This is a genomic window from Yimella lutea (genome assembly GCF_006715095.1).
GTDB classification, from domain to species: Bacteria; Actinomycetota; Actinomycetes; order Actinomycetales; family Dermatophilaceae; genus Yimella; species Yimella lutea.
Genome location: NZ_VFMO01000001.1, coordinates 1,322,502 through 1,346,689 on the forward strand (window position 1 = coordinate 1,322,502; position 24,188 = coordinate 1,346,689).

Below are 24,188 nucleotides of genomic sequence, written 5' to 3' on the forward strand. Positions count from 1 at the left end.
GTGCGGGTGAGTGCTCGCACGGGAGGAGGAAACCGAGCGTGTTTGCCGCACCCTGCGCGCCCGACGACGTGGCGTACGACGCCGCGCCCCAGCCGGCGCCCAACGGTCTCGGCCTACCGGCCAAGCCGAAGGAGACCGACCGTCAGCGGTCGGCGTTAGGCTGGACCACGATGACTCAGGATCGATCCTTCAGCACGGCGACCGTGCCAACCGACCTGCCGGACGACGTGGCCGACGGCGACGACGATGACCGCAGCCACGAGAAGACCGCTGTCTCCGGCGGCACCGTCGACGTGTCCGCGGAATCGCCGGCCGAGCGCCTGGCTCGCTTCGAACGCGACGCGATGCCTTACCTCGACCAGCTCTACAGCGCCGCACTGCGCACCACGCGCAACCCCTCCGACGCCGAGGACCTCGTCCAGGAGACCTTCGCGAAGGCGTACGCCGCGTTCCACCAGTACAAGCCGGGAACGAACCTGAAGGCGTGGCTGTACCGCATCCTGACCAACACCTACATCAACGACTACCGCAAGAAGCAGCGGCAGCCGTTGCAGTCCGACGCCGCCGAGATCGAGGACTACCAACTCGCACGTGCCGAGGCGCACACGTCCAAGGGCCTGAAGTCCGCCGAGGCCGAGGCGCTGGACCACCTGCCCGACTCCGATGTGAAGCGCGCGTTGCAGGACATCCCGGAGGACTTCCGGTTGGCCGTCTACTTCGCCGATGTCGAAGGCTTCTCCTACAAGGAGATCGCCGACATCATGGAAACCCCGATCGGCACCGTGATGTCGCGCCTGCACCGCGGACGCCGGATGCTGCGGGAGAAGCTCACCGACTACGCGCGTGAGCGCGGATTCATCAAGGGTGACGACGCATGATGTTCGACGGGGCCCACGGGTGCGACAGTTACCTGCAGCACCTGGGCGAGTACCTCGACGGTGAACTCACCGACGCGGAGTGCGCCGCGCTCAAGGAGCACCTGGCCGACTGCCCGCCGTGCCTGGACGAGTACCAGCGCGACGCGATCATGAAGGCGCTCGTGCGTCGCTCCTGCCAGTGCGAATCGGCGCCCGTCGCCCTGCGCACGCAGATCATGCAGCGGATCAGCATCCAGGTCACGACGGTGGAGGTCCACTGCATCGACTGAATCGGTCCGTCCGGCCTGCTTCGCCGTCAGCGGGTGGTGCCGGCGTGGGTCAGCAGGTCGACGACGTCCGGGTCGTACTCGTAGCCCATGCCCAGCGAGATCCGCTCGATGGCCTCGGCCCGCGCTTCGGGACGTCCCTGGGTGAGGTCGTCGTAGGCGTTGCACACCTTCAGGATGCGGCACTCGATCGGGACGTCCTCGCCGAACTCGCGCACATTGCGGTACGGCGTGGTCTGCTGCTCGATGATCTCGGCGACCCGTTCCATCCCGCCGAGGGTCCGGACGACTCGGGCTCCTGCGATTGCGATCGCGGCCTGGTCGGACGGTGCGGCTTCGCTGGTGGCGCCGCCCGGGATCGGGTCGGTCAATCCGAGTTGGCCCACGTCATGCATCAGTGCCGCCGTCTCCAGGTCGCGTAGCTCCCGGTCACTCAGCATCAACTGCAGGCCGACCTCGCGCGCCAGGTCACGAACCCGACGCCCGTGGCCGGTGGTGGTGTAGCCCGTGCCGTCCGTGAGCTGCCCCAGCGCGGCGATGGCGTCGTGGCGCACCCGGACGATCCCCGCCTGCCGGCGAAGAGCGGTTCGCATAAGCAACAGGGGTGAGGCCATGACCGGCACCGACCACAGATCGAGCGGGCCGAACCCCAGCGCGATCGCGACCGCGATGCCCAGTACCGCGAGCCAGACCGGACCGATCTCGCGGGCAAGTTGTTCGCCCTGGGTGCCAAGGCGTCCCGGTGCGGCAGTGCGCAGCACGAGAAGCCCGAGGTCGACGGCGATCGCCACCAGGCCGCAAAGGGTCATCGCCAGCGCCGTGCGCCACGGATCGTCGAGCCATCCTTGAGCAGCCGAAGCCGGCGATTCGCCGTCGATGATCGGCATGTTGCGGAACAGCAGGGCGGCTGCCGTTGCGCCGATGAGGCGGCTGCCGAGCATCGCCAACGAGGTGCGGCCTTGACCCAGCAACGAGGACAAACCCACCCCGACCATCGTTCCGACCGCGAGGGCGACGACCACCAGAGCGGTGCCGGTCAGGTCATTCTGAGCGGTCGACAACGGAGTCAGCACCATCGCCAGTCCGATGGACGGCGCCAGTGGCGATGCGTCCGTGCCGCTGGGCAGTCGAAGATGCAGCGGGACGACCAGGGCGAGCGCGATGGTCATCACGCCCAGACGCCAACCCGCGTCGGCAAGTGCCTGTGCCGGATTGAGGGCGAGCGTGGCAGCCGCGACGAGCAGCACGACCGTGCTCAGCACAACGATCGCGCGATCGACCAGCGGCTGACGACTCCTCATCCCACGGCACCCTCGTGGACCCCCAACGGGGACGGCGAGGCGAGTTTCTGGATGATCTGCTCAGGCAGGGTTCCGCCGGCTGCAGCGGACATGCCCTGACGGGCGGCCGGGTCGAGTTCGTCGCGTCGGGCAACGGCCTCGATGCACTCGCAGATCAGCGTGGAATCGACGCCTGCGTCGCGGCCGAGCTCCATGAGCCGGTGCTCGAGCATCGACGCCAGCGCATCGGCGGTGGCCAGCACCCCTGTCACCGACGTGTTGCCCGGCGCACCCAGTGGGTCGGACTGGGTGGCGATGACCTTCCGGACGCTGCTCAGGAAGTCGACGCCGTCGAGCAGGCCTGCTCCGCTACGGGCGGACTCACGGTCGACGGTGATGATGTTCGGGCGATCGGGGTCGATGGTGCCCAGGTGGTGCAGGCGTGCTGCATGGCGGACGTCCTGGACGTCGGCTTCGGACAAACCGCGCACATTGCCGATCTCCTCCGCGATCACCATCACGAGCTCGCCGTGGCGGCGAGACCCCGGACGGTGGAGTTCGAGGGCGGACACCAGCGCCTCGACGGCGTGGTCGACGTTGGATGCCTCGGCGGCGAGGGAGGAGTAGGCCCATTGCGCCAGCAGCAGCGGAGGTGCCATGACCAGGACCGTGAACGGCCCGATGCGAGCACCGACCCACAGCACCACGACCAGGTAGGAGATGAGGCCGCCGGTGAGGAACAGCAGCGAGCTGCTGCGTCCGAAGTCGCGCAGCGACACGTTGTACGGCACCCCGGCGGTGATGTGGATGACCGCGCTCAGCAGCAGGGCGTTGACCAGCAGCATGACCAGGGTGGCCACGAACATCGGGAACGAAAGCGTCGAGATGTGCTCGCTGATCCATGGCCGCCGACCGGTCCCGGCATCGGTCATGACACTGAACACGACGCCGCCGGCCATGCCGACCCAGCCGGTCATCACTGCGTTGAACGCCCGGACGCGGGATGACCATGTGCTAAGGAAGAGGCTGGCGGCGATGATTCCCAGGGCGGCCGCACCGACCGGTCCGCAGAGCACAGCAGCAACACCCATCAGGGTCGACGTCAGTGACATTGAAGCGAACCGCTGGGCGAAGGCGGAGAACGACTCGGCGACCCATGCGACGCAGACGAGCAGGACGAGAGTGACCGAGTCCTGAACGCCGTCGCCCATGAGCGTGCACGCGATGATCGCGCCGAACAGTGCAACGCCGAGCACCGTCGTGAGTGGGGTGGCGCTGCCTAGAGCTGCTCGTCGTGGATCTGTCGGGGAAGCCGGTACGGCGCCGCTGGGGGGCGGCGCCGTAGTGGTGTTCATGTTTCCGATCAGGGGATCAGTTGCCGCCCGGCGGACGCCATCCGACAATCGAGGTGGGGGACGTGGTCTGCCCGCCGGACAGCATGGCGGCAAGCAGTTCGAGGAAGGCGTTCATAGATGGTCCACCTGAATGCTGTAGTCATGCGCTCGGTCGAGCGCAGTCCTTCATTATGCCATGTGTCACACATCCTTGAACAGATGTTCAGGCTGGGTGACCTGCAGTGAACGTCAGGTGATTTCTGCCTCCGGGTGCCGGTGTGGGAGACTGACGGAGTTTGCCGGGCCTGCCCGGCCATTGGACGACATTCAGGAGCAGACCATGAGCAAGCGCGGTCGTAAGCGTCGTGCGCGCAAGGGCAAGGGTGCCAACCACGGCAAGCGTCCCAACGCCTGAGCGAATCGCACAAACATGACGAAGGAGCGGTGCATCTGCACCGCTCCTTCGCCGTTCCTGCCGGTCGGACGTCAGGTCGTGCGTGGGGCGTGCTTGCCGGACGACCCGACCTCGTCGTGGGTGTGGTCCTCGAACGGGTCCGGGTCGTACGCCTGGACGCGTGGGTCGTCCTGGTCGGACCCGATCCTGAACATGACGAAGGGGCACGACCGCGACGGTCGTGCCCCTTCGAACCGGGAGCGGTGCTCAGGCCTTCTTGGTCTCCCAGAAGATGCGATCGATCTCGGCGATCTTGGCGAGGAGGTCGTCGGCGACCTTCTCGTCCAGCTCACCCTTGGTGCCGCTGGCGCCGGCGAGCTTGGTGGCCTCGTTGACGAGGGTGTGCAGCTCGGGGTACTTCTCGAAGTGCGGCGGCTTGAAGTAGTCGGTCCACAGCACCCAGAGGTGGTGCTTGACCAGCTCGGAGCGTTGTTCCTTGATCAGGATCGCGCGGGTGCGGAAGTCCGGGTCGTCGTTGTCGGCGACCTTCTTGATGATGGCCTTGATCGACTCGGCCTCGATGCGGGCCTGAGCGGGGTCATAGACGCCACAGGGCAGGTCGCAGTGGGCGCTGACCTCGACGGTGGGGGCGATGAAACGGCGGAACATGAAAGTCCTTCCCGTGGGTTTTCGCTGGGCGTGGCCCGCTCGGCAGCAGCCGAGCAAGCCCTGTCGAGATCGAACTTACTCCGCGCGGCGACCGAGTGGGCGGCGGGGCAACGGTCGTCCGCCGATCACCGCGGCGACCATCCCGCAGGACGCGATGGCGCCGACCGTTCGGGAGTCTGTGCCCTCGGCAGGGTTGTCGCTCTCGACCCACCATCCGTCCGGTGTCTCACCACGGACCCGCTTGACGGCCAGCGGACGCGGACCGGCCGGTGACGGTGGTAACTGCACCAGGTGGACGCGTCCGGGACGGGGACGGGCGCCGTACAGCACCAGTAGCCGGTCGCCGTCCTGATAGGTGGGCAACATGGATCGGCCTCGCACGATGGCGAGGCCGATCTTGAAGCGGGACAACGACATTCGCGTCCCGCTCAGCCCTTGGTGAGGTTGGGTGCGTCGGGCTCCCGTGTCGGCGATTCGTCCTGCTCGGCAAGGATGCGACGCAGAAAGGTGCGGGTGCGTTCGTGCTGTGGGCGGGCGATGATCTCGCGTGGCTCTCCTTGCTCGACCACCACGCCGGCGTCCATGAAGACGACACGGTCGGCGACGTCACGGGCGAACGCGATCTCGTGGGTCACCACGATCATCGTCATCCCGCCTTGCGCCAGCTCGCGCATCACGTCGAGCACCTCGCCGACAAGTTCGGGGTCGAGCGCAGAGGTCGGCTCGTCGAACAGCATCAACTTGGGGTGCATCGCGAGAGCGCGGGCGATCGCGACCCGCTGCTGCTGGCCACCCGACAACTGCGCGGGGTAGTGGTCGCAGCGGTCGCCAAGACCCACCCGCTCGAGCAATGTGCGTGCCTCGTCGCGTGCCTGCTTCTTGCCGACACCCTTGACGTGCACCGGCGCCTCGGCGACGTTTTCCAGCGCCGTCATGTGTGGGAACAGGTTGAATCGCTGGAAGACCATCCCGATCTCGCGACGCTGGTCGGCGATCTTCCTGTCGGGTAGGTGGTGCAGCGTGCCACCGCGATCCTCGTACCCCATGAGGTCGCCGTCCACCCAGATGCGTCCACCGTTGATGGACTCCAACTGGTTGATGCAGCGCAGGAACGTGGTCTTGCCCGAACCCGACGGACCGAGCAGGCAGACCACCTCGCCCTCGCGGACGTCGAGGTCGATGCCCTTGAGCACCTTGTTGTCGCCGAAGCGTTTGGTCACGTTGACCGCGTGGACGAGCGGCTGCACGTGGGTGCCGGTGGTCATGCGGATCCCTTGCCGATCATCGTGAGTTTTCGTGAGCTGTTCGTCTGGGTGCCGTAGCCGCGTCCGAAGCGTCGCTCCAGGAAGTACTGGCCGACCATCAGGATGGAGCAGATGATCAGGTACCACAGGAATCCGGCGACGTAGGCGGGCATGATTCGGCCGGTGTTGTTGGCCACCTGGGTGACTTGGAACCAGAGCTCGTTGGACACCGGCACTGCCACGAGCAGTGAGGAGTCCTTGACCATCGCGATCGTCTCGTTGCCGGTCGGCGGGACGATCACGCGCATCGCCTGCGGGAGCACGACGCGACGCATGGTCTTGCCGTTGCTCATGCCGAGTGCCTGAGCGGCCTCGGATTGGCCCTTGTCGACCGACAGGATGCCGGCCCGCGCGATCTCGGCCATATAGGCGGCTTCTGACAGGCCGAGCCCGAGAATGCCGACTGCGATTCCGTTGGACAACGCGTTGACGTCGATCGAGCCGAACACCAGCGGGGTGTCGATTCCGAAGATCTGCTGCGCGAACGGAATGCCGACGTCGAGCTTGGGGTAGAGGAATCCGGCGCCCACGCCGAGCATCACCAGCAGGACGAGGCGGGGGACGGCGCGGAAGAACCAGGTGTAGGCGAAGGCGACGCCGCGAAGGACGGGGTTGCCCGACAGTCGCATGACCGCCAGCAGGATGCCCAGAGTGACGCCGAGAACCATCGCGCCGATCGTGCAGACGATCGTGCCCTGTACCAGGCCACGCAGGACGGGGCTGAAGTTCATCACGTTCGGGACGAACTCAAGATTCCACCGGTCGTTGGTGAGCAACGAGCTCACGAACATCGCGACGAGAATCAGGATGCCCGCGACGGCGACGAAGCGCCACGGGTGCCGGACCGGCCGGGCGTTGATCTCACCCGGCCGGTCGTCGTTGTGTGTCCGAGTGGTCATCAGACCGAGGGGTTGACCGCGAAGTCGTCGATGGCGCCGCCGTCGACCTTCCACTTCTTGAGGATCTGGTCGTAGGTGCCGTCCTTCTTGATGGCCTTCAAGCCTTCGACAAGCACGTTGCCGAACTCGTTCTGGTCCTTCTTGACCACGTAGCCGTAGGGGGCGGTGTCGTAGTTCTCACCGAGCAGTTCGAGCTTGTCGCCACTCTTGTTGACGGCGTCGACCGAGACCGGGAGGTCTGCCACCATCGCGTCGGCCTTGCCTGCGGACAGGTTCAGCGTTGCCTTGCTCTGGTCCTGTTCGATGAGCAGCTTGATCTCACCCTTGCCGCCAGTGGTGCACTTCTTGCTACGGGCCTGCATGTCGGTGACCTGGACGGTGCCCTTCTGGACGGTGACCGTCTTTCCGCAGGCGTCGTCGAGCGAAATCTTCTTCGGGTTGCCCTTCGGCACGACCCACTGGCTGCCGGCCTTGAGGTAGCTCACCATCGTGACCTGCTGCATGCGCTCCTTGTTGATGGTGAACGAGGAGACGCTCATGTCGTACTTGCCGGATCCGACACCGAGGATGAGCGAGTCGAAGCCGCCGTTGACGTACTTCGCCTTGAGTCCCAGCTTGCCGAGTACCGCGTCGAGTAATTCGATGTCCATTCCGACGATCGTCTTGCCGTCGGTGTCGAAGTACTCATTGGGCGGGTAGGACGCGTCGGTACCGATAGTCAGCGTGCCCTTGCTCTTCAGGGCAGCCGGCACCTTGTCGGCGAGCGAGGTGTCCTTGGCGACGCTCTTCACCGACTCTTTTGCGCTGCTGGTGCCCTCCTCGAGGCTGTCCGAACCGCAGGCGGTGAGACCGAAGGTGAGAGCGACTGCTGTGGCCAGAGCGATACGTGAACGCGAGTGGACCAGTGCCATGGTGGAACTCCTTGCAGATCGACGACCCGAGCGGGCCCGAATGTGCGCAGATCTTCGCACCGTTGCCGTGCAGTCGCTTCGGATTCGCCGAAAGTGTGATGCCGCTGTGACCGCCTGTTCGTCCGGTCGCCGACCGGACGGTGCCGCTGGCGCAGCGGCGAGGACTCACCGACTGAGCCGTCGAACTCGTGCGCGATTGTCCGCCGTGTCGCAGCGACCGTTGTTCAGCGCAGCGAGTTGCGGTAGTTGAGGCAGTCTTCGTAGGTGGGCAGCAGGCCTTGTGCTTCGGCGTCGGCGAGGTTGGGTGCGGCGTGATCTTTGGGGGAGAGGGTGGGTTCGATTCCGTCGGGGAGGGTGAGTCCGATGGCGGGGTCGAGGGGGTGGATGCCGTGTTCGCGTTCGGGGTTGTAGACGGCGGAGCAGAGGTAGACGGCGGTGGTGTCGTCCTGCAGCGCGCAGAAGGCGTGACCGAGTCCTTCGGACAGGTAGACGGCTTTGCGGGAGTCGCTGTCGAGCAGGACGCAGTCCCATTGGCCGTAAGTGGGGGAGCCGACGCGGATGTCGATGATGTAGTCGATGAGGGCGCCGGAGGCGGCGGTGATGTATTTGGCTTGTGAGGGTGGTACGTCGGCGTAGTGGATGCCGCGGACGGTGCCGGCGCTGGAGACGGAGATGTTGGTCTGCAGGACCTGCATCTGGTGGCCGAGGTGTTCGGCGAGTTTGTCGGCGCGGAAGCCTTCCATGAATACGCCGCGGTCGTCGGGGAACTGGCGCGGGGTGATGACGTAGGCGCCTTCGATGGCGAGGGGTTCGATGTTCATCGGGCGAGTCGTCCTTCGCGTCGGGGTTCGGCGAGGATGCGGTGTAGGTAGAGGCCGTATCCGCTTTTGGTGAGGTCGTCGGCGTGTTGTCGCAGAGTGTCGTCGTCGAGCCAACCGTTGTGCCAGGCGATTTCTTCGATGCACCCGATTTTGAGTCCTTGTTGTTCTTCGACGACGTGAACGAATTGGGAGGCGGACATGAGGCCGTCGAAGGTGCCCGTGTCGAACCAGGCGGTGCCGCGGGGTAGGACGGTGACTTGCAGGGTGCCTTGTTGGAGGTAGGCGTCGTTGATGCCGGTGATCTCGAGTTCGCCGCGGGTGCTGGGTTGTAGGTTGCGGGCGATGTCGATGACGTTGTTGTCGTAGAAGTAGAGACCGGGGACGGCGTAGTTCGATTTGGGGTAGGTGGGTTTTTCCTCGATGGACACGGCGCGCATGTGTTCGTCGAATTCCACGACCCCGTAGGCGGTGGGGTTGGGGACGTGGTAGGCGAAGATGAGCCCGCCGGTGAGGTTGTTGTGGTCGCGTAGGCGGGTGCCGAGTCCAGTGCCGTGAAAAATGTTGTCGCCGAGGACGAAGGCGACGTTGTCCTTGCCGATGAAGTCGGCGCCGATGATGAAGGCTTGGGCGAGGCCGTCGGGTGAGGGTTGTACGGCGTAGGTCAGCTCGATGCCCCATTGGGATCCGTCGCCGAGCAGGCGTTGGAATTGCTCGGCGTCGTGGGGTGTGGTGATGATCAGGATTTCGCGGATGCCGGCCATCATCAGGGTTGACAGCGGGTAGTAGATCATCGGTTTGTCGTAGATCGGCATGAGTTGTTTGCTGATGCCGCGAGTGATCGGGTGCAGTCGTGTGCCTGACCCGCCAGCGAGAATGATTCCCTTCACCCGCGGCAGTCTATGGGTTGGCCGGTAGGCTTGCGCGGGCGTCTGTTCCGGCGTCGAGTCGAGCGTGGAGTGGGGCTTTTTTCGTGCGGATCGTGGTGACCGGTGGGGCGGGGTTCATCGGCAGCAATTTCGTTCAGCTGACGCGGCGGACGCGGCCGGATGTGCGGGTCACGGTGTTGGACAAGTTGACCTATGCGGGGTCGAAGGCGTCCCTGGACGGCGTGCTGGATGAGGTCGAGTTCGTCCAGGGCGATATCGCGGATGCTGACCTGGTGAACGGTGTGGTGGCGGGTGCGGATGCGGTGGTGCATTTCGCGGCGGAGTCGCACAACGACAATTCGTTGGCTGACCCGCGCCCGTTTCTGGATACGAATGTGATCGGCACGTACACGTTGTTGGAAGCGGTCCGTGCGCATGGGGTGAGGTATCACCACATTTCGACCGATGAGGTGTACGGCGATCTGGAGTTGGAGGACCCGGGCCGGTTCACCGAGGCCACGGCGTACAACCCCTCCTCGCCGTATTCGTCGACCAAGGGTGCGTCGGATTTGTTGGTGCGGGCGTGGGTTCGGTCGTTCGGGGTGCAGGCCACGATCTCGAACTGTTCGAACAATTACGGTCCGCGTCAGCATGTGGAGAAGTTCATTCCGCGGCAGATCACGAACCTGATCGATGGGGTGCGCCCGAAGCTGTACGGGCAGGGTTTGAATGTGCGCGACTGGATCCATGTCGATGATCACAACAGTGCGGTGTGGGCGATCTTGGATCGTGGCCGGATCGGTGCGACGTATCTGATCGGTGCTGATGGTGAGGTCAACAACCTGGACGTGGTGCGCAAACTGTTGGTGCTGTTCGGGCAAGAGCCGGACGCGTTCGATCAGGTGACCGACCGGGCCGGGCACGACCTGCGGTACGCGATCGATTCCACCCTGCTGCGCACCGAACTGGGGTGGGAACCGACCTACCGTAGCTTCGATGAGGGTTTGGCCGCGACGGTCGAGTGGTACCAGGCCAACGAAGCCTGGTGGCGTCCGGTGAAGCAAGCGGTCGAGGACAAGTACGCCCGCACCCAACAGGTCCTGTCCACCGGCACTTCGACCGGCACTTCCCCGGGTCCCATGGGTGCTGATCGATGAGGTGGGTGTTGCTGGGCGGGCACGGGATGCTCGGTCAGGACCTGCAGTCGGTGTTGGCGCAGGCGGGAGAGCATTTTTGGGCTCTGGGCAGTGCGGACTGCGATATCCGGGTTCCGGGAGCGGTGACGCACGCGGTGCGGGACGCTGACGTGGTGGTGAACTGTGCGGCATGGACCGCGGTCGACAAGGCCGAGGAGCACGAGGGCGAGGCGTTTATGATCAACGCGGTCGGCGCTCACAACGTCGCGGTCGCGTGCGCGGCTGCCGGTGTCCGACTGGTGCATGTCTCGACCGACTACGTGATGCCCGGTGACGGTGACCAGCCGTGGCCCGAGGACGCTCCGCAAGCACCTGCTTCGGCGTACGGTCGTACGAAGGCCGCGGGCGAATGGGCTGTGCGGCAAGCAAGTCCGGACGCCTATGTGGTCCGGACGGCATGGTTGTACGGCGCCGGTGGGGGCAACTTCGTCAAGACCATGCTGCGGCTGGCCGGTGAACGCGACACGTTGACCGTCGTCGCGGACCAGGTCGGGCAGCCTACCTGGACCCGTGACCTGGCCGAACTCATCGTCCGACTCGTGAACTCCGGGGCCCCGGGTGGCTATTACCACGGCACCAGTTCCGGCTCGACCTCCTGGCACCGGTTCGCGCAGGAGATCTTCACCCTGTCCGGCCTCGAGGCCCGACGAGTCGCTCCGATCACCACCGATCAGTTTCCGGTACCGGCACCCCGTCCCGCGAACAGCGTCCTGGGCCACGACGCGTTCGACGCGAACGGGATCGAGCCCATCGGCCCCTGGAACGAACGCCTGGCCGCCGCACTGCCGGTCGTGACACGGGGCACGTGAGGGATGAACGGCCCCGTATGACGACCTTGGGCGAGCGAACGGTCACCGGTTCCACGCACATCAACTGGCGCCGGTCCCTTCAAGCACGCCTGCTGGCCGGCGACGTGCTCGGGATCGCCCTGGCGATGTGGTTGGCAGTCGTCATGCGCTTCGGCGATCCGCGCGGTGCGAAGGTCGCCGGGCTCGGCGACCTGTCGTACAGCCAGACCGGTATCGCGCTCGGCTTGGCGTGGTTGATCGCGATCGCAGCGTTCGGCGGTTACAGCATGAAGGTCGTGGCCGTCGGCTCGACCGAATACCGCGACCTGGCCCGTGCGACGTGGGCGTTGTTCGGCGGTGTGGCGATCTTCGCGACGCTGTTCAAGGTCGCGTTCGCTCGCGGATTCCTTGCTGTGGCCTTCCCGCTCGGTCTGCTCCTGTTGTTGATCGGACGGGTCGTGCAGCGCCGGGTGCTGGTCCGGCGTCGGGGGCGTGGGGAGTGGGTCGAGCGGGCGCTCGTGGTCGGTTCACCGGTCGAGGTCCGCTACGTCGTCGACACCGTGCGGCGGACCCCGATCGCGGGTTATGAGGTCGTGGCGGTCGCGACCGCAGGTCAGTCCCGTGAGTTCCGGTTGGCCGACGGCAGCGTCCTGCCCGAGGTCGGCCGGCCGGAGGACGCCGCGAGGGCGGCGATGGTGGTCGGTGCCGATGTCGTGGTGGTCGCCGGTCAAAGTTCCACCGGTCCGACCTTCCTGCGTGATCTCGGCTGGGATCTCGAAGAGACCGAGTGCAATCTGGTGCTCGCCAGCCGCATGACCGATATCGCCGGTCCGCGAATCCACTGGAAGCCGGTCGAGGGTCTGCCGTTGATCAGCGTGGAGATGCCGCGCTACACCGGGATGAAGTACGTCGGAAAGCGAGCGTTCGACCTCGTCGTCGCGCTCTGCATGCTGCTGTTGGCGGCTCCGATCATGATCGTGACCGCACTTGCGGTGAAGCTCGAGGACCACGGTCCCGCGTTCTACCGGCAGGAGCGCGTGGGGGTCAACGGCTCCCGTTTCCGGATGACGAAGTTCCGCTCGATGGTCACCGATGCCGATGCCGAGGCCCGCCTGCAGTCGTTGCGCGAGGACCATGACGGCAACGAGATCCTGTTCAAGATGAAGGACGACCCGCGTGTCACGCGCACCGGCAGGTTCATCCGCCGCTACTCCATCGACGAACTGCCGCAGCTGTTCGACGTGATCCGTGGGCACATGTCGTTGGTCGGCCCCCGTCCGCCGTTACCCGCCGAAGTCGAGACTTACGACCAGCACGTGCATCGACGGCTGTACGTGAAGCCCGGCATCACCGGGCCGTGGCAGGTGGGTGGACGCTCCAACCTGACCTGGGACGAGAGTGTGCGCAAGGACCTGTACTACGTGGAGAACTGGTCGATGACCGGTGACCTGCTCATCCTCGTCAAGACAGTACGCGCCGTCCTGGCGAAGGACGGCGCGTACTGATCGAGCGTGATCGGGCGGGTCAGGCTCAGAGGTCGAGCCAGGACTGCCAGGCGGCGTGCAGCACGAGCCAGGCGATGAGGCCGTAACCGGCCTGCCCGGGCAGGCCGTCGGGTGATGCAGCAAGATCGGACTGCCACTGGTCGTGCCCGAGCAACGGGCGGAAGCAGTCGACGTAGGTGACGCCGCGGCGTGAACAGACGTCCGCCTGCGCATCGACCAGCAGCTGCAGGCGCTCGTTGAACTCGTTGTCCTGGGTGGGCGGCGGCCCGACGACGAAGGTCGCGATGGCCGCAGACGACGCGTCGTCCAGGATGTTGGCGAGGTTCAGGCGCGAGCGTGCCGTCGAGAGGTCCTGCTCGATGTCGCCCGCACCGAAACCGATGACCAGGCGCCGCTCGTTCGCGGTGCGCCATCGCGGCTCGGACTCCTGTTGCCACCGGGCGAGAACCTCGGTCGAACTGTCGCCACGGACGCCCAGGTTGTACGCGGCCAGGTCGACTCCGGCGTGCGGGGTGCGGGCCACGACCCGCGAAACCCAACCGAGCGCCTTGGGGTCGCCGAGTCCTGCAACGTACTCGTCGCCGACGAAGCACACTCCGACCCGGCGTGGACCCTCGACCACCTGGAACTCGGCGCTCGGGTTGAACTCCGGCTGACGCCGTTCGTCGTTCTGGGTCACTCGATCCTCACTCGTCATTCGTCGTCATCCAGGCGAGCCAACCATGTTGCCAGCCGTTCGACCGGCACTTCGAACTCCGGGTTGAGATCGACGAAAGCGCGCAGCTGATCGGCCAACCATTCCAGGCTGACCTCTTCCTCGCCACGCCGACTCGCCAATTCTTCGATTCCGCGGTCGGTGAAGTACATCCGTACTCGGCCGTTCCGGTCAGCGGTCGAACGCCGAAGCGACCAACTCGGCCAGCTGGGCCGCGTGACGCTTGGGCGATCCGGTCGCCGGCGAGGCCGCGGCAGCACGTGACACGACGCGCAGTCCGCGGGTCTCGCCGAACTCGGCCAGAGCCTCCGGCAGGTTGAGCGCCATGAACGGCCACGCACCTTGGTTCTTGGGCTCGTCCTGCACCCACACCAGCTCGGCGTTCGGGTACTGGCCGATGATCTCGGCGATCTCCTTGGCGGGAATGGGGGCCAACTGCTCGACCCGGACGATCGCGGTCTTGGTGTCGCCACGCTTCTCGCGCTCGGCTTCCAGGTCGTACACGACACGCGCCGATGCCAGCAGCACCCGGTCGACCTGCGAGGCCTCGGGCTTGGTGGCGTCCGGCAGCACCGGCTGGAACACACCGCTGGTGAACTCCTCGGGGCTGCTGGTCGCCGCCTTCAGGCGAAGCAGTTGCTTGGGCGTGAACACGATCAGCGGACGGCGCGGACGCGCGTACGCCTGGCGACGCAGGAGGTGGAAGTAGCTCGCCGGCGTGCTCGGGTAGGCGATCGTCATGTTGTCCTCGGCGAACATCTGCAGGAACCGCTCGATGCGGGCCGAGCTGTGGTCGGGACCCTGACCCTCGTAGCCGTGCGGCAGCAGCAGCACGACAGACGAGCGCTGCGCCCACTTCTGCTCCGAGGAGGAGATGAACTCGTCCATGATCGTCTGGGCGCCGTTGGCGAAGTCACCGAACTGAGCCTCCCAGAGCACCAGCGCATCCGGACGCTCGACGGAGTAGCCGTACTCGAACCCGAGTGCGGCGTACTCCGACAGCAGGGAGTCATACACCCAGAACCAGGCCTGGTCGGGGGACAGGTAACGCAGCGGCGTCCATTCGTTGCCGTTGACCTTGTCGATGAGGACGGCGTGACGCTGCACGAAGGTGCCGCGACGGCTGTCCTGGCCGGCGAGGCGCACGGGGATGCCTTCCATCAACAACGAGCCGAAGGCGGCCAATTCGCCCATGGCCCAGTCGATCCCGCCCTTGTGGACCATCTCGTTGCGGCGGGCCATGAGCTTGGCGAGCTTCGGGTGGACGGTGAAGCCCTCCGGCGGCTTGACCCAGGTCTCACCGATCTTGTGCAGGTCGGACTCGCTGATCGCCGTCGAGCGGTTGCGCCCGTCGACCGTCGCGTCGTCGGCCGTCTGCGCGGACGGACGCTCCAGGCCACCGTGGCCCTCGGCGTCGGTGCCGGTCGAGGCGTCAGGGGTTGAGGGGGCGGCAGCCTGCTTCTTGGCCTCCTTGGTCTCCACGAACACCCGCTCCAGCTGCTGCTGGTAGTCGCGCAGGGCGGCCTCGGCCTCGTCCGGGGTGATGTCACCGCGGCCGATGAGGGCCTCGGTGTACAGCTTGCGGACGCTGCGCTTGGCCTCGATGAGGTTGTACATCAGCGGCTGCGTCATCGAGGGGTCGTCGCCCTCGTTGTGGCCACGGCGGCGGTAGCACACCATGTCGATGACGACGTCCTTGTGGAAGCGCTGACGGAACTCGTAGGCCAGCTCGGCGACGCGCACGCACGCCTCCGGGTCGTCGCCGTTGACGTGGAAGATCGGCGCCTGGATCATCCGGGCGACGTCGGTCGAGTAGGTCGACGAACGCGACTGCGACGGGGCGGTGGTGAAACCGACCTGGTTGTTGATCACGACGTGGATCGTGCCGCCGGTGCGGTACCCGCGCAGCTGGCTCAGGTTCAGCGTCTCGGCCACCACACCCTGACCGGCGAACGCAGCGTCACCGTGCAACAGGATCGGCAACACGGTGAACGCGGTGCCGGCAAGGTTGATGCGGTCCTGCTTGGCGCGCGCGATGCCTTCCAGCACCGGGTTGACGGCCTCCAAGTGGGAGGGGTTGGCGGCGAGGTAGACCTTGGTCTTGTTGCCCGCGTCGGAGACGAACTCGCCCTCGGTGCCCAGGTGGTACTTCACGTCGCCCGACCCCTGCACCGAGTTGGGGTCCTGGGTGCCCTCGAACTCACGGAAGATCTGGCCGTAGGACTTGCCGGCGATGTTGGCCAGCACGTTCAGGCGCCCGCGGTGCGGCATACCGATGCAGATCTCGTCGAGACCCTCGTCGGCGGCCTCGCACATGATGCGGTCCATCAGCGCGATGACCGACTCGCCACCCTCGAGGCTGAAGCGCTTCTGGCCGACGAACTTGGTCTGGAGGAAGGTCTCGAACGCCTCTGCGGCGTTGAGCTTGCGCAGGATGCGCAGCTGCTCGGCCGAGGTCTGCTTCTCGTAGGGCACCTCGACCTTGCCCTGGATCCACTGGCGTTGCTCGGGGTCCTGGATGTGCATGTACTCGATACCCACGCCGCGGCAGTACGAGTCGCGCAGGATGCCCAGCACCTTGCGCAGCTTCAGGAACGGCTCGCCGCCGAACCCTCCCGTGGGGAAGGTGCGGTCGAGGTCCCACAGCGTCAGGCCGTGGTTGGTGATGTCGAGGTCGGGGTGACGACGCTGCTTGTACTCCAGCGGGTCGGTGTCGGCCATCAGGTGCCCGCGCACCCGATAGGCGTGGATCAACTCGTGCACGCGGGTGACCTTGTTGATGTCGTCGTCGTGGCTGGTGTCGATGTCGCGCACCCAACGGACCGGCTCGTACGGGATCCGCATCGCCTGGAAGATGTCGTCGTAGAACCCGTCCTCGCCCAGCAGCAGCTGGTGGACGACCTTCAGGAACTCACCCGAGACCGCACCCTGGATGATGCGGTGGTCGTAGGTGCTGGTCAGCGTCAGGACCTTGCTGACCGCATTCTTGTTCAGGGTGTTGAGGCTGGCGCCCTGCCACTCGGCGGGGTACTCCAGCGCACCAGCTCCGATGATCGCGCCGGCGCCCTTCATCAGGCGCGGCACCGAGTGCACGGTGCCGATGCCGCCCGGGTTGGTCAGGGTGATCGTGGTGCCCTGGTAGTCCTCGAGTGTGAGGGTGTTGGTGCGCGCCTTACGCACCATGTCCTCGTACGCCGTCCAGAACTGCACGAAGTCCATCGCTTCGGCGTTCTTGATGTTCGGGACGACCAACGTGCGGGTGCCGTCGTCCTTCGCCAGGTCGATCGCCAGGCCGAAGTTGACGTGGCCCGGGCGCACCAGCACCGGCTTGCCCTTGTCGTCGGTGGCCAGCGCGTTGTTCATGTCGGGAACGAGCTTGAGCGCCTTGACGATCGCGTACCCGAGCAGATGGGTGAAGCTCACCTTCCCGCCGCGGCTGCGGGCGAGATGGTTGTTGATGACGATGCGGTTGTCGATGAGCAGCTTCGCCGGCACCGAGCGGACGCTGGTCGCGGTCGGCACCTCCAGGCTCTGCTCCATGTTGGTGACGATGCGGGCGGCGACACCCTTCAACGGCACCTTCTCGTCCTCGGCGTCGACGGACTGGACCGGAGCAACGCCACCGTCACGGGAGATCGGGCGGGCGTTGGACAGCTCGTGCTGCTTGGGGTCGAGGGTCGGCACCCGGCCGGGGTTGCGGTCGGAGCGGGACTTCTCCGTCTTGGCCTGCGGAGCGGCGGACGGGTCGGCGTCGGCGGCCTTGGAATCGCCCGGCTGGACGTTTTCGGCGTTGCCCTCGGCGGACCGAGCCTTGTCCCTCTCGGAGCTGTTCGCGGAAGCGTCCTTCGACGGCTTCGCAGCGGCCTTCTCGCCGTTCTTGTCCGCAGTGTTCTCGGCGGTCTTCTCGGCGCTGCCGTTCGAGGAGCTCTTGGACGAGCCGTTGCTCGAGCCGGACTCGGCACTCGGTTCGTAGTCGGCGAAGAAACTCCACCAGGCCTTGTCGACCGAGTTCTTGTCCTGCAGGTACTGCTCGTAGAGCTCGTCGACCAACCACTCGTTGGGGCCGAAGCTTGCGAGCGGCTCGGAAGGCTGGGACACGCTGATGCGCCTCTTTCGTTTGTGTCGCCGATCGAATCGCCCGTGTGGGGTGACACACAGACAAACCCCAGCCTACGCCTGCAGGCTGGGGTTCGCCCGTGTGGGTCGAGTGCTGTTGCGTTGTGTCTCAGGCGACGTCGCGGCGGTTGGTCAACCACGTCCCGATGGCCACGAAGACGGCCGCGTAGAGCAGCAACATCAGCGTGCCCTGCCACCAGTTCAGCATCACGCTCTCGGGGTCGCCGTTGTACCCACCGAGGACCGCATTGGTGGCCTGACTCGGGAAGAACTTCACCACGTCGCGGCCACCGTCGATCAGTGTGCCGACCACCGACAGGATCGGTTCGAGGATGAACGCGATGCCGACGCCGACCAGGATCGCGGCGACCTGGTTAGGGATCATCACGCCCAGGCCGAGTCCGATGAGCGCCCAGAGGCCGAGTACGAGCAGCACCAGCAGGAGCGAACGGGTGAGCGTGCCTGCTTCGGGGAACGCCTGCATCCCACGCGCCGACAGGATCGTCGCGCCGGTGATGACCGATCCGGCGAGGAACACCAGGCCGTACAGCACACCGAAACCGAGCAGCGCGATCACCTTCGAGGCGATCATGACCGGACGTCGTGGTTCGGCCAACAGCGTGCCGGTGATCGTCTTGTGCCGATACTCCGAGCCGATCGTCATGATGCCGATGACCATCAGGAACACGTATCCGAAGCCGACACCGCTGGTATAGGTGTTGATCGCGATCTGCAGGGGTGTGAACGTCGGCATCCCTTCCTGATCGGAGTCGGTCTGGGAGATCGAGCCGAACAGCAACGCGAACAGCGCCCCGCACAGGAACAACGCGATCGCCATCCCCCACCACAGGCGGGTCGTCATCAGTTTCTGGATCTCTGCCTTGATCGCGCGGCCCATCAGCGCACGCCCCCTTCTGTCGGAGCCTGGTCCTGCGGTGCGCCGGCCCCCGTTTCGGGGCCGGGCGCGTCACCCAGGTTGCGGTTGCGCGCGGTGCCCTGGCTGGTGAGTTCGAAGAACAGTGCTTCGAGGTCGGCGCGCTGACGGGCGAGTTCGTGCACCGGCACGCGTGCCTGGAACGCGACGTCACCGACCGCGGCGGGGTTGTCGCTGTAGGCCACCACGATCCCCGCCTCCTCGCCGGGCTCGACCCGGAAACCGGACGCGGTGAGCGCCTCGGCCAGTTCACGGGCGCCGGGCGTGCGCACGCGCACCTTCGGTTCGCCGCGTAGTTCGTCGATCTGCCCCTGGCGGATCAGCTTGCCGTTGGCCAGGATGATCACGTCGTCCACCGTCTGTTCGACCTCGGACAGCAGGTGGCTGGAGACCAGGATGGTCTTGCCCTCGGCCGCCAGGTGGCGCAGGAACCCGCGCAGCCAGCGGATGCCCTCGGGATCCAGACCGTTCGCCGGCTCGTCCAGCACCAGGATGTCCGGGTCGCCGAGCAGTGCGCCGGCCAGTCCGAGCCGCTGACGCATACCCATCGAGTAGCCGCCGGCGCGTTTCTTCGCAGCCGCCGGGATGCCGACGAGTTCGAGGAGTTCATCGGCGCGGCTCTTCGGCAGGCCGGCGGACGTGGCGAGCACACGTAGGTGATCGCGTCCGGTGCGTCCGGGGTGGAAGTTCGTGGCCTCGAGTGCCGAGCCGACGGTGCGCAGCGGGTCGGCGAGCTTGACGTACGGGACGCCGCCGATGGTGGAGCCGCCGGACGTCGGCCGGATGAGCCCCAGGATCATGCGGAGCGTCGTGGTCTTGCCGGCGCCGTTCGGCCCGAGGAAGCCGGTGATCCGGCCCGGTTCGACGTTGAAGGACAGGTCGTCAACGGCCCGGAAGCCCTTGAACGACTTGGTGAGGTTGTGCACCTCGATGCGTCCGCGTCCGGCTTTCGGCGCAGCGCTGGCTGGTGGAGCTGACACGTGGGGACCCCTGTCGACGCGTACCTGAACAGGACCCATCCCATCATCCGCTCGGGTGAGTCCGACCAACAGCCCCGCGGCCGTCCCGCGACGGCACTGCGGCGAGACGACGAACGCCCCACGTCCGAGGGGACGTGGGGCGTTCGATCGCAGACTTCAGCCCTTGGCCATGCCGTCCTTGATCAGGTTCATCACCGAGGAGTCGGCGAGCGTGGTGACGTCGCCCACCTCGCGGTTCTCGGCGACGTCCTTGAGCAGACGGCGCATGATCTTGCCCGAGCGGGTCTTGGGCAGTTCGGGAACGACCAGGATCTGCCGAGGCTTGGCGATCGGACCGATCTCCTTGGCGACATGGTTGCGCAGTTCCTGCACGGTGTCGTCGCCGTCGTCCTCGAAGCCTTCGCGCAGGATGACGAACGCGCACACGGCCTGGCCGGTGGTCTCGTCCGTGGCTCCCACCACCGCGGCTTCGGCCACGGATTCGTGTGACACCAGGGCGGATTCGATCTCCGCGGTCGACAGTCGGTGACCCGAGACGTTCATGACGTCGTCGACGCGGCCGAGCAGCCAGATGTTGCCGTCGGCGTCGTACTTGGCGCCGTCACCGGCGAAGTAGTACTTCTCACCGAACCGGCTCCAGTAGGTGTCGCGGTAGCGCTGGTCGTCGCCCCAGATGGTGCGCAGCATCGCGGGCCACGGCTTGGTGAGCACCAGGTAGCCGACCTTCTCCGGTTCGGTGAACGGCTCACCCATGTCGTCCAGGATCTCGGCCGCGATGCCGGGAATCGGCCTCTGCGCCGAACCCGGCTCCAGAGTGGTCAGTCCGGGCAACGGCGAGATCATGATGCCGCCGGTCTCGGTCTGCCACCAGGTATCGACGATCGGCGCCTTACCGCCACCGATGTTCTCGCGGTACCACCGCCACGCCTCGGGGTTGATCGGTTCGCCGACCGAACCCAGCAGGCGGATGGACGACAGGTCGAACTTCGCCGGGATGTCGTTGCCCCACTTCATGAACGTGCGGATCGCGGTGGGTGCCGTGTAGAGGATCGTGACGCCGTACTTCTGCACGATCTCCCACCAACGACCCTGGTGCGGAGTGTCGGGGGTGCCCTCGTAGAGCACCTGCGTGGCGCCGTTCGCCAGCGGTCCGTAGACGATGTAGGAGTGGCCGGTGACCCAGCCGACATCGGCGGTGCACCAGTACACGTCGGTCTCGGGGTGCACGTCGTGCACGATCGAGTTCGTGTACGCGGCCTGCGTCAGGTAACCGCCGGACGTGTGCAGGATGCCCTTCGGCTTACCGGTCGTGCCCGAGGTGTACAGGATGAACAGCGGGTGTTCGGCGTCCATCGGCTCGGCGGTGTGCTCGTCGGACTGGCGGTCGACCACGTCGTGCCACCACAGGTCGAGGTCGTCGTTCCAGGCCACCTCACCCTTGGTCCGCTGCACGACGAGGACGTGCTTGACCGGGTGATCGCCCTTGGTGAGCGACTCGTCGACGGCAGCCTTGAGCGGTGCGGGCTTGCCGCGGCGCCACTGACCGTCGGTGGTGACCACGACGGACGCGTCCGCGTCGACGATGCGGGTGTGCAGCGCGTCGGCGGAGAAGCCACCGAAGATCACCGAGTGCGGTGCGCCGAGTCGAGCGCACGCGAGCATCGTGAAGATCGTTTCGGGGATCATCGGCATGTAGATCGCGACCCGATCGCCCTTATTGATCCCCAACTCCTGCAACGCATTTGCCGTCTTGGAGACCTCACGCTGCAGGTCGGCGTAGGTGATCGTGCGGGTGTCGCCCTGGTCACCCTCGAAGTGGATGGCGACGCGTTCGCCGTTGCCCGCCTCGACGTGGCGGTCGACGCAATTGTGGGCGACGTTGAGCTGACCGTCGGCGAACCACTTGGCGAACGGAGCGTTGCTCCAGTCGAGGGTCTGTGTGAAGGGCTTGGCCCAGGTGATGCGCTCGCGGGCCTGGTCGGCCCAGAAACCCTCGAAGTCGGCGTCGGCCTGCTCGAACAGTTCTGCCTTGCCGTTGGCCGCAGCAGCGAAGTCCGGGTCGGGTGCGTAGCTGGTCTCGCTCAAAATCCTCATCCTCATCGACGAATTGGGCGGTGGGGGTGGTGTGGCCGCCCGGGTGCTGTGCGGGGTGTGGGGTGCGCCGTGACGCACCCCACACCCAGCTTCCTAGTGATCGATCGCCTCGGCAACCCCGTGTCCGGTCAGGGAACGGACCTCCATCTCGGCGTACTTGGCAGCGTTGAACTCCTTGCTGGTGACGCTGCCGAGCCAGCCGAGGAAGAACCCGACCGGGATCGAGACGATGCCCGGGTTGTCCAGCGGGAACCAGTGGAAGTCGATGTCCGCCGGGAGCATGGACAGCGTCTTGCCCGTCTTCGGATCCGCGCCCTTACCGCTGACGACCGGGCTGAAGATGATCAGGCCGATCGCGGTGATCAGACCGCCGTAGATGCTCCACACCGCGCCGCGGGTGTTGAACCGCTTCCAGAAGAGCGAGTAGAGGATCGTCGGCAGATTCGCGCTGGCCGCGACGGCGAACGCGAGGGCCACCAGGAACGCGATGTTCTGGTCCTTGGCGAGCATGCCACCGCCGATCGCGATGACGCCACCGACGACCGCGGCGATGCGGGCGACCTTGACCTCCGACTCCTGCGTCGCCTTGCCGTGCTTGATCACCTGGTTGTAGATGTCGTGCGCGAAGGTGGCGCTGGTGGTGATCGTCAGGCCAGCGACCACGGCGAGGATCGTCGCGAACGCGATGCCGGACACGATGCCCAGCAGCGGGGAGCCGCCGAGTTCGAATGCGAGCAGGGGGGCCGCTGCGTTGGCCTTTCCGGGAGCGGCGTTGATCTTGTCCGGTCCGACGAGGGCGCCGGCGCCGTAGCCGATGACCAGGGTCAGCAGGTAGAAGGCACCGATGAGCCAGATGGCCCACTCGACCGACTTGCGTGCCTGCTTGCTGGTGGGCACCGTGTAGAAGCGTTGCAGCACGTGCGGCAGACCCGCGGTGCCGAGCACCAGAGCCAGGGCGAGCGAGACGAAGTCGAGCTTGGTCGTGGAGTCCTTGCCGTACTTCAGGCCCGGCGACAGGAGTTTCTCCCCGGCCTTCGGGTTCTCGTTGACCGCGGCCTCGAAGAGCTTGCTGATGTTGAAGCCGTACTTGCCGAGCACCCAGACCGTCATGATGAAGGTCGCCGCGATGAGCAGGACGGCCTTGATCATCTGCACCCAGGTGGTGCCCTTCATGCCGCCGATCATCACGTAGAGCACCATGATGACGCCGACGACGGCGATGACGAGGTTCTGCGCGGTCTCGCCGCTCACACCGAGCAGCAGCGACACCAGGCCACCGGCTCCGGCCATCTGGGCGAGCAGGTAGAAGAACGACACGGCCAGCGCGGACGTCGCAGCGGCCATGCGTACCGGGCGCTGCTTCAGGCGGTACGACAGCACGTCGGCCATCGTGAAGCGTCCGGTGTTGCGCATCAGTTCGGCGACCAGCAGCAGGGCGACGAGCCAGGCGACCAGGAAGCCGATCGAGTACAGGAAGCCGTCGTAGCCCTGCAACACGATGGCGCCGGCGATACCGAGGAACGAGGCCGCCGAGAGGTAGTCACCGGCGATCGCGATGCCGTTCTGCTTGCCGGAGAACGAGGCGCCACCGGTGTACATCTGGCCCGCGGTCTTGGTGCCGGACGCGACCTTGACCACGATCGTCAACGTGACCAGGACGAAGACGGCGAAGATCGCGATGTTCAGGACGGGGCTGCCGACCTGGTCGGCCGCGGCGAGACTGATCAGTTGAGTGCCCATCAGAAGTCCTTGTCGCCGGCGAGGCGGGCACCGATGGCGTCGGCGCGCGGGTCGAACTCACGGTTGGCCCAGCGGGCGTACATGAACGTGATGGCGAACGTCGTCACGAACTGTCCCAGGCCCATCAGGATGCCGATGTTGATGTTGCCGATCACCTTCGTGCCCATGAATCCGGGCGCGTAGATCGACAGCAGGACGAACAGGAAGTACCACGCCAGGAAGAAGGCCGTGACGGGGAAGACGAATGCGCGGAACTTCTTGCGAAGTTCGGCGAACTCGGGGGACTGCTGGACCGCGATGAAGCGATCGTCGACCTTCGGAGCACCGTCGTTGCTCACCGAGTCACCTCCGGTTTCGGGTATGGACTGCCACACGGGGAACCGTGTGATCGGTGTCACATACTTTCTTCCTGCGGGTTCCGGTTCGCCACCGCTTCCGGGCGTGCTGCGCCGGACGGGTCGCACGGTTCGGCGTGCGGAATCGACTCGTGCGGCGAGC

Annotated in this window: 24 protein-coding genes; 6 read left to right on the forward strand and 18 right to left on the reverse strand. The window is 66.1% G+C overall.

Going from position 1 to position 24,188, the window contains the following annotated elements:
- The first annotated feature begins 170 nt into the window (after positions 1–170).
- Both FB459_RS06300 and rsrA read left to right on the forward strand, forming a co-directional pair.
- Complete coding sequence (locus FB459_RS06300) at positions 171–878, forward strand: sigma-70 family RNA polymerase sigma factor (RefSeq protein ID WP_141929440.1); 708 nt, start codon at positions 171–173, stop codon at positions 876–878.
- Entirely contained in the window at positions 875–1,147 is a 273-nt protein-coding gene (gene rsrA / locus FB459_RS06305) for a mycothiol system anti-sigma-R factor (RefSeq protein ID WP_141927843.1), read from the forward strand. The genes FB459_RS06300 and rsrA overlap by 4 nt, the downstream gene beginning before the upstream one ends.
- 26 nt (positions 1,148–1,173) lie before the next feature.
- On the opposite strand, the gene FB459_RS06310 is transcribed toward rsrA, so the two are convergent.
- Together FB459_RS06310 and FB459_RS06315 are read right to left on the reverse strand one after the other, a co-directional pair.
- Positions 1,174–2,445, reverse strand: a complete 1,272-nt coding sequence (locus FB459_RS06310) for an HD-GYP domain-containing protein (RefSeq protein WP_141927844.1) — start codon at positions 2,443–2,445, stop codon at positions 1,174–1,176.
- Positions 2,442–3,680, reverse strand: a complete 1,239-nt coding sequence (locus FB459_RS06315; protein WP_141927845.1) for an HD-GYP domain-containing protein — start codon at positions 3,678–3,680, stop codon at positions 2,442–2,444. Before FB459_RS06315 ends, FB459_RS06310 begins: the two co-directional genes overlap by 4 nt.
- A 418-nt stretch (positions 3,681–4,098) precedes the next feature.
- Between FB459_RS06315 and FB459_RS18210 the strand changes: the two genes are divergently transcribed.
- Positions 4,099–4,173 carry a 50S ribosomal protein bL37 gene (locus FB459_RS18210; RefSeq protein ID WP_370447367.1) on the forward strand — a complete coding sequence of 25 codons (75 nt, stop codon included), beginning with the start codon at positions 4,099–4,101 and terminating at the stop codon, positions 4,171–4,173.
- 71 nt (positions 4,174–4,244) lie between these two features.
- Here FB459_RS18210 and FB459_RS18035 read toward each other — a convergent pair whose 3' ends face one another.
- The 8 genes from FB459_RS18035 to rfbA form a co-directional block, all read right to left on the reverse strand.
- On the reverse strand, positions 4,245–4,367 hold the full coding sequence (locus FB459_RS18035; RefSeq protein ID WP_281279536.1) for a hypothetical protein: 123 nt from the start codon (positions 4,365–4,367) through the stop codon (positions 4,245–4,247).
- Between the two features lie 52 nt (positions 4,368–4,419).
- Positions 4,420–4,821 carry a superoxide dismutase, Ni gene (sodN, locus tag FB459_RS06320; RefSeq protein WP_129627272.1) on the reverse strand — a complete coding sequence of 134 codons (402 nt, stop codon included), beginning with the start codon at positions 4,819–4,821 and terminating at the stop codon, positions 4,420–4,422.
- A 75-nt stretch (positions 4,822–4,896) separates the two neighbouring features.
- Positions 4,897–5,238, reverse strand: a complete 342-nt coding sequence (locus tag FB459_RS06325; RefSeq protein ID WP_141927846.1) for a S24 family peptidase — start codon at positions 5,236–5,238, stop codon at positions 4,897–4,899.
- An 11-nt stretch (positions 5,239–5,249) separates the two neighbouring features.
- On the reverse strand, positions 5,250–6,086 hold the full coding sequence (locus FB459_RS06330; RefSeq protein WP_141927847.1) for an amino acid ABC transporter ATP-binding protein: 837 nt from the start codon (positions 6,084–6,086) through the stop codon (positions 5,250–5,252).
- Complete coding sequence (locus tag FB459_RS06335) at positions 6,083–7,024, reverse strand: amino acid ABC transporter permease (RefSeq protein ID WP_141927848.1); 942 nt, start codon at positions 7,022–7,024, stop codon at positions 6,083–6,085. Before FB459_RS06335 ends, FB459_RS06330 begins: the two co-directional genes overlap by 4 nt.
- Positions 7,024–7,935: an ABC transporter substrate-binding protein gene (locus FB459_RS06340; protein ID WP_141927849.1), complete on the reverse strand. Its 912-nt coding sequence runs from the start codon at positions 7,933–7,935 to the stop codon at positions 7,024–7,026. The genes FB459_RS06335 and FB459_RS06340 overlap by 1 nt, the downstream gene beginning before the upstream one ends.
- Positions 7,936–8,159: 224 nt before the next feature.
- Positions 8,160–8,756 carry a dTDP-4-dehydrorhamnose 3,5-epimerase family protein gene (locus FB459_RS06345; protein WP_211345145.1) on the reverse strand — a complete coding sequence of 199 codons (597 nt, stop codon included), beginning with the start codon at positions 8,754–8,756 and terminating at the stop codon, positions 8,160–8,162.
- On the reverse strand, positions 8,753–9,643 hold the full coding sequence (rfbA, locus tag FB459_RS06350; RefSeq protein WP_141927850.1) for a glucose-1-phosphate thymidylyltransferase RfbA: 891 nt from the start codon (positions 9,641–9,643) through the stop codon (positions 8,753–8,755). The genes FB459_RS06345 and rfbA overlap by 4 nt, the downstream gene beginning before the upstream one ends.
- An 83-nt stretch (positions 9,644–9,726) precedes the next feature.
- Between rfbA and rfbB the strand changes: the two genes are divergently transcribed.
- From rfbB to FB459_RS06365, 3 genes are read left to right on the forward strand one after another with little or no spacing between them, the layout of a single operon-like run.
- Entirely contained in the window at positions 9,727–10,779 is a 1,053-nt protein-coding gene (gene rfbB, locus FB459_RS06355) for a dTDP-glucose 4,6-dehydratase (RefSeq protein WP_129624751.1), read from the forward strand.
- Positions 10,776–11,627, forward strand: a complete 852-nt coding sequence (rfbD, locus tag FB459_RS06360) for a dTDP-4-dehydrorhamnose reductase (RefSeq protein ID WP_141927851.1) — start codon at positions 10,776–10,778, stop codon at positions 11,625–11,627. The genes rfbB and rfbD overlap by 4 nt, the downstream gene beginning before the upstream one ends.
- A 17-nt stretch (positions 11,628–11,644) precedes the next feature.
- Positions 11,645–13,111 carry a sugar transferase gene (locus FB459_RS06365; protein ID WP_141927852.1) on the forward strand — a complete coding sequence of 489 codons (1,467 nt, stop codon included), beginning with the start codon at positions 11,645–11,647 and terminating at the stop codon, positions 13,109–13,111.
- A gap of 25 nt (positions 13,112–13,136) precedes the next feature.
- Here the strand turns inward: FB459_RS06365 and FB459_RS06370 are convergent, their stop codons facing one another.
- The 8 genes from FB459_RS06370 to FB459_RS06400 form a co-directional block, all read right to left on the reverse strand.
- Positions 13,137–13,808 (reverse strand): GDSL-type esterase/lipase family protein, encoded by a 672-nt coding sequence (locus FB459_RS06370; RefSeq protein ID WP_141927853.1) that lies wholly within the window; start codon positions 13,806–13,808, stop codon positions 13,137–13,139.
- A complete protein-coding gene (locus FB459_RS17215; RefSeq protein ID WP_168990149.1) occupies positions 13,805–13,978 on the reverse strand; it encodes a DUF6104 family protein in 174 nt (57 codons plus the stop codon). Before FB459_RS17215 ends, FB459_RS06370 begins: the two co-directional genes overlap by 4 nt.
- 19 nt (positions 13,979–13,997) lie before the next feature.
- Positions 13,998–17,924, reverse strand: coding sequence for a multifunctional oxoglutarate decarboxylase/oxoglutarate dehydrogenase thiamine pyrophosphate-binding subunit/dihydrolipoyllysine-residue succinyltransferase subunit (locus tag FB459_RS06375; protein WP_246092341.1), 3,927 nt, complete (start codon positions 17,922–17,924; stop codon positions 13,998–14,000).
- A gap of 127 nt (positions 17,925–18,051) precedes the next feature.
- A complete protein-coding gene (locus tag FB459_RS06380; RefSeq protein WP_141927855.1) occupies positions 18,052–18,840 on the reverse strand; it encodes an ABC transporter permease in 789 nt (262 codons plus the stop codon).
- On the reverse strand, positions 18,840–19,856 hold the full coding sequence (locus FB459_RS06385; protein WP_246092342.1) for an ABC transporter ATP-binding protein: 1,017 nt from the start codon (positions 19,854–19,856) through the stop codon (positions 18,840–18,842). The genes FB459_RS06380 and FB459_RS06385 overlap by 1 nt, the downstream gene beginning before the upstream one ends.
- Positions 19,857–20,012: 156 nt before the next feature.
- Positions 20,013–21,950, reverse strand: a complete 1,938-nt coding sequence (gene acs, locus FB459_RS06390) for an acetate--CoA ligase (protein ID WP_246092533.1) — start codon at positions 21,948–21,950, stop codon at positions 20,013–20,015.
- 93 nt (positions 21,951–22,043) lie between these two features.
- Positions 22,044–23,690 carry a solute symporter family protein gene (locus FB459_RS06395; protein ID WP_141927858.1) on the reverse strand — a complete coding sequence of 549 codons (1,647 nt, stop codon included), beginning with the start codon at positions 23,688–23,690 and terminating at the stop codon, positions 22,044–22,046.
- Entirely contained in the window at positions 23,690–24,028 is a 339-nt protein-coding gene (locus FB459_RS06400) for a DUF485 domain-containing protein (protein WP_129624759.1), read from the reverse strand. The genes FB459_RS06395 and FB459_RS06400 overlap by 1 nt, the downstream gene beginning before the upstream one ends.
- Positions 24,029–24,188: the final 160 nt, after the last annotated feature.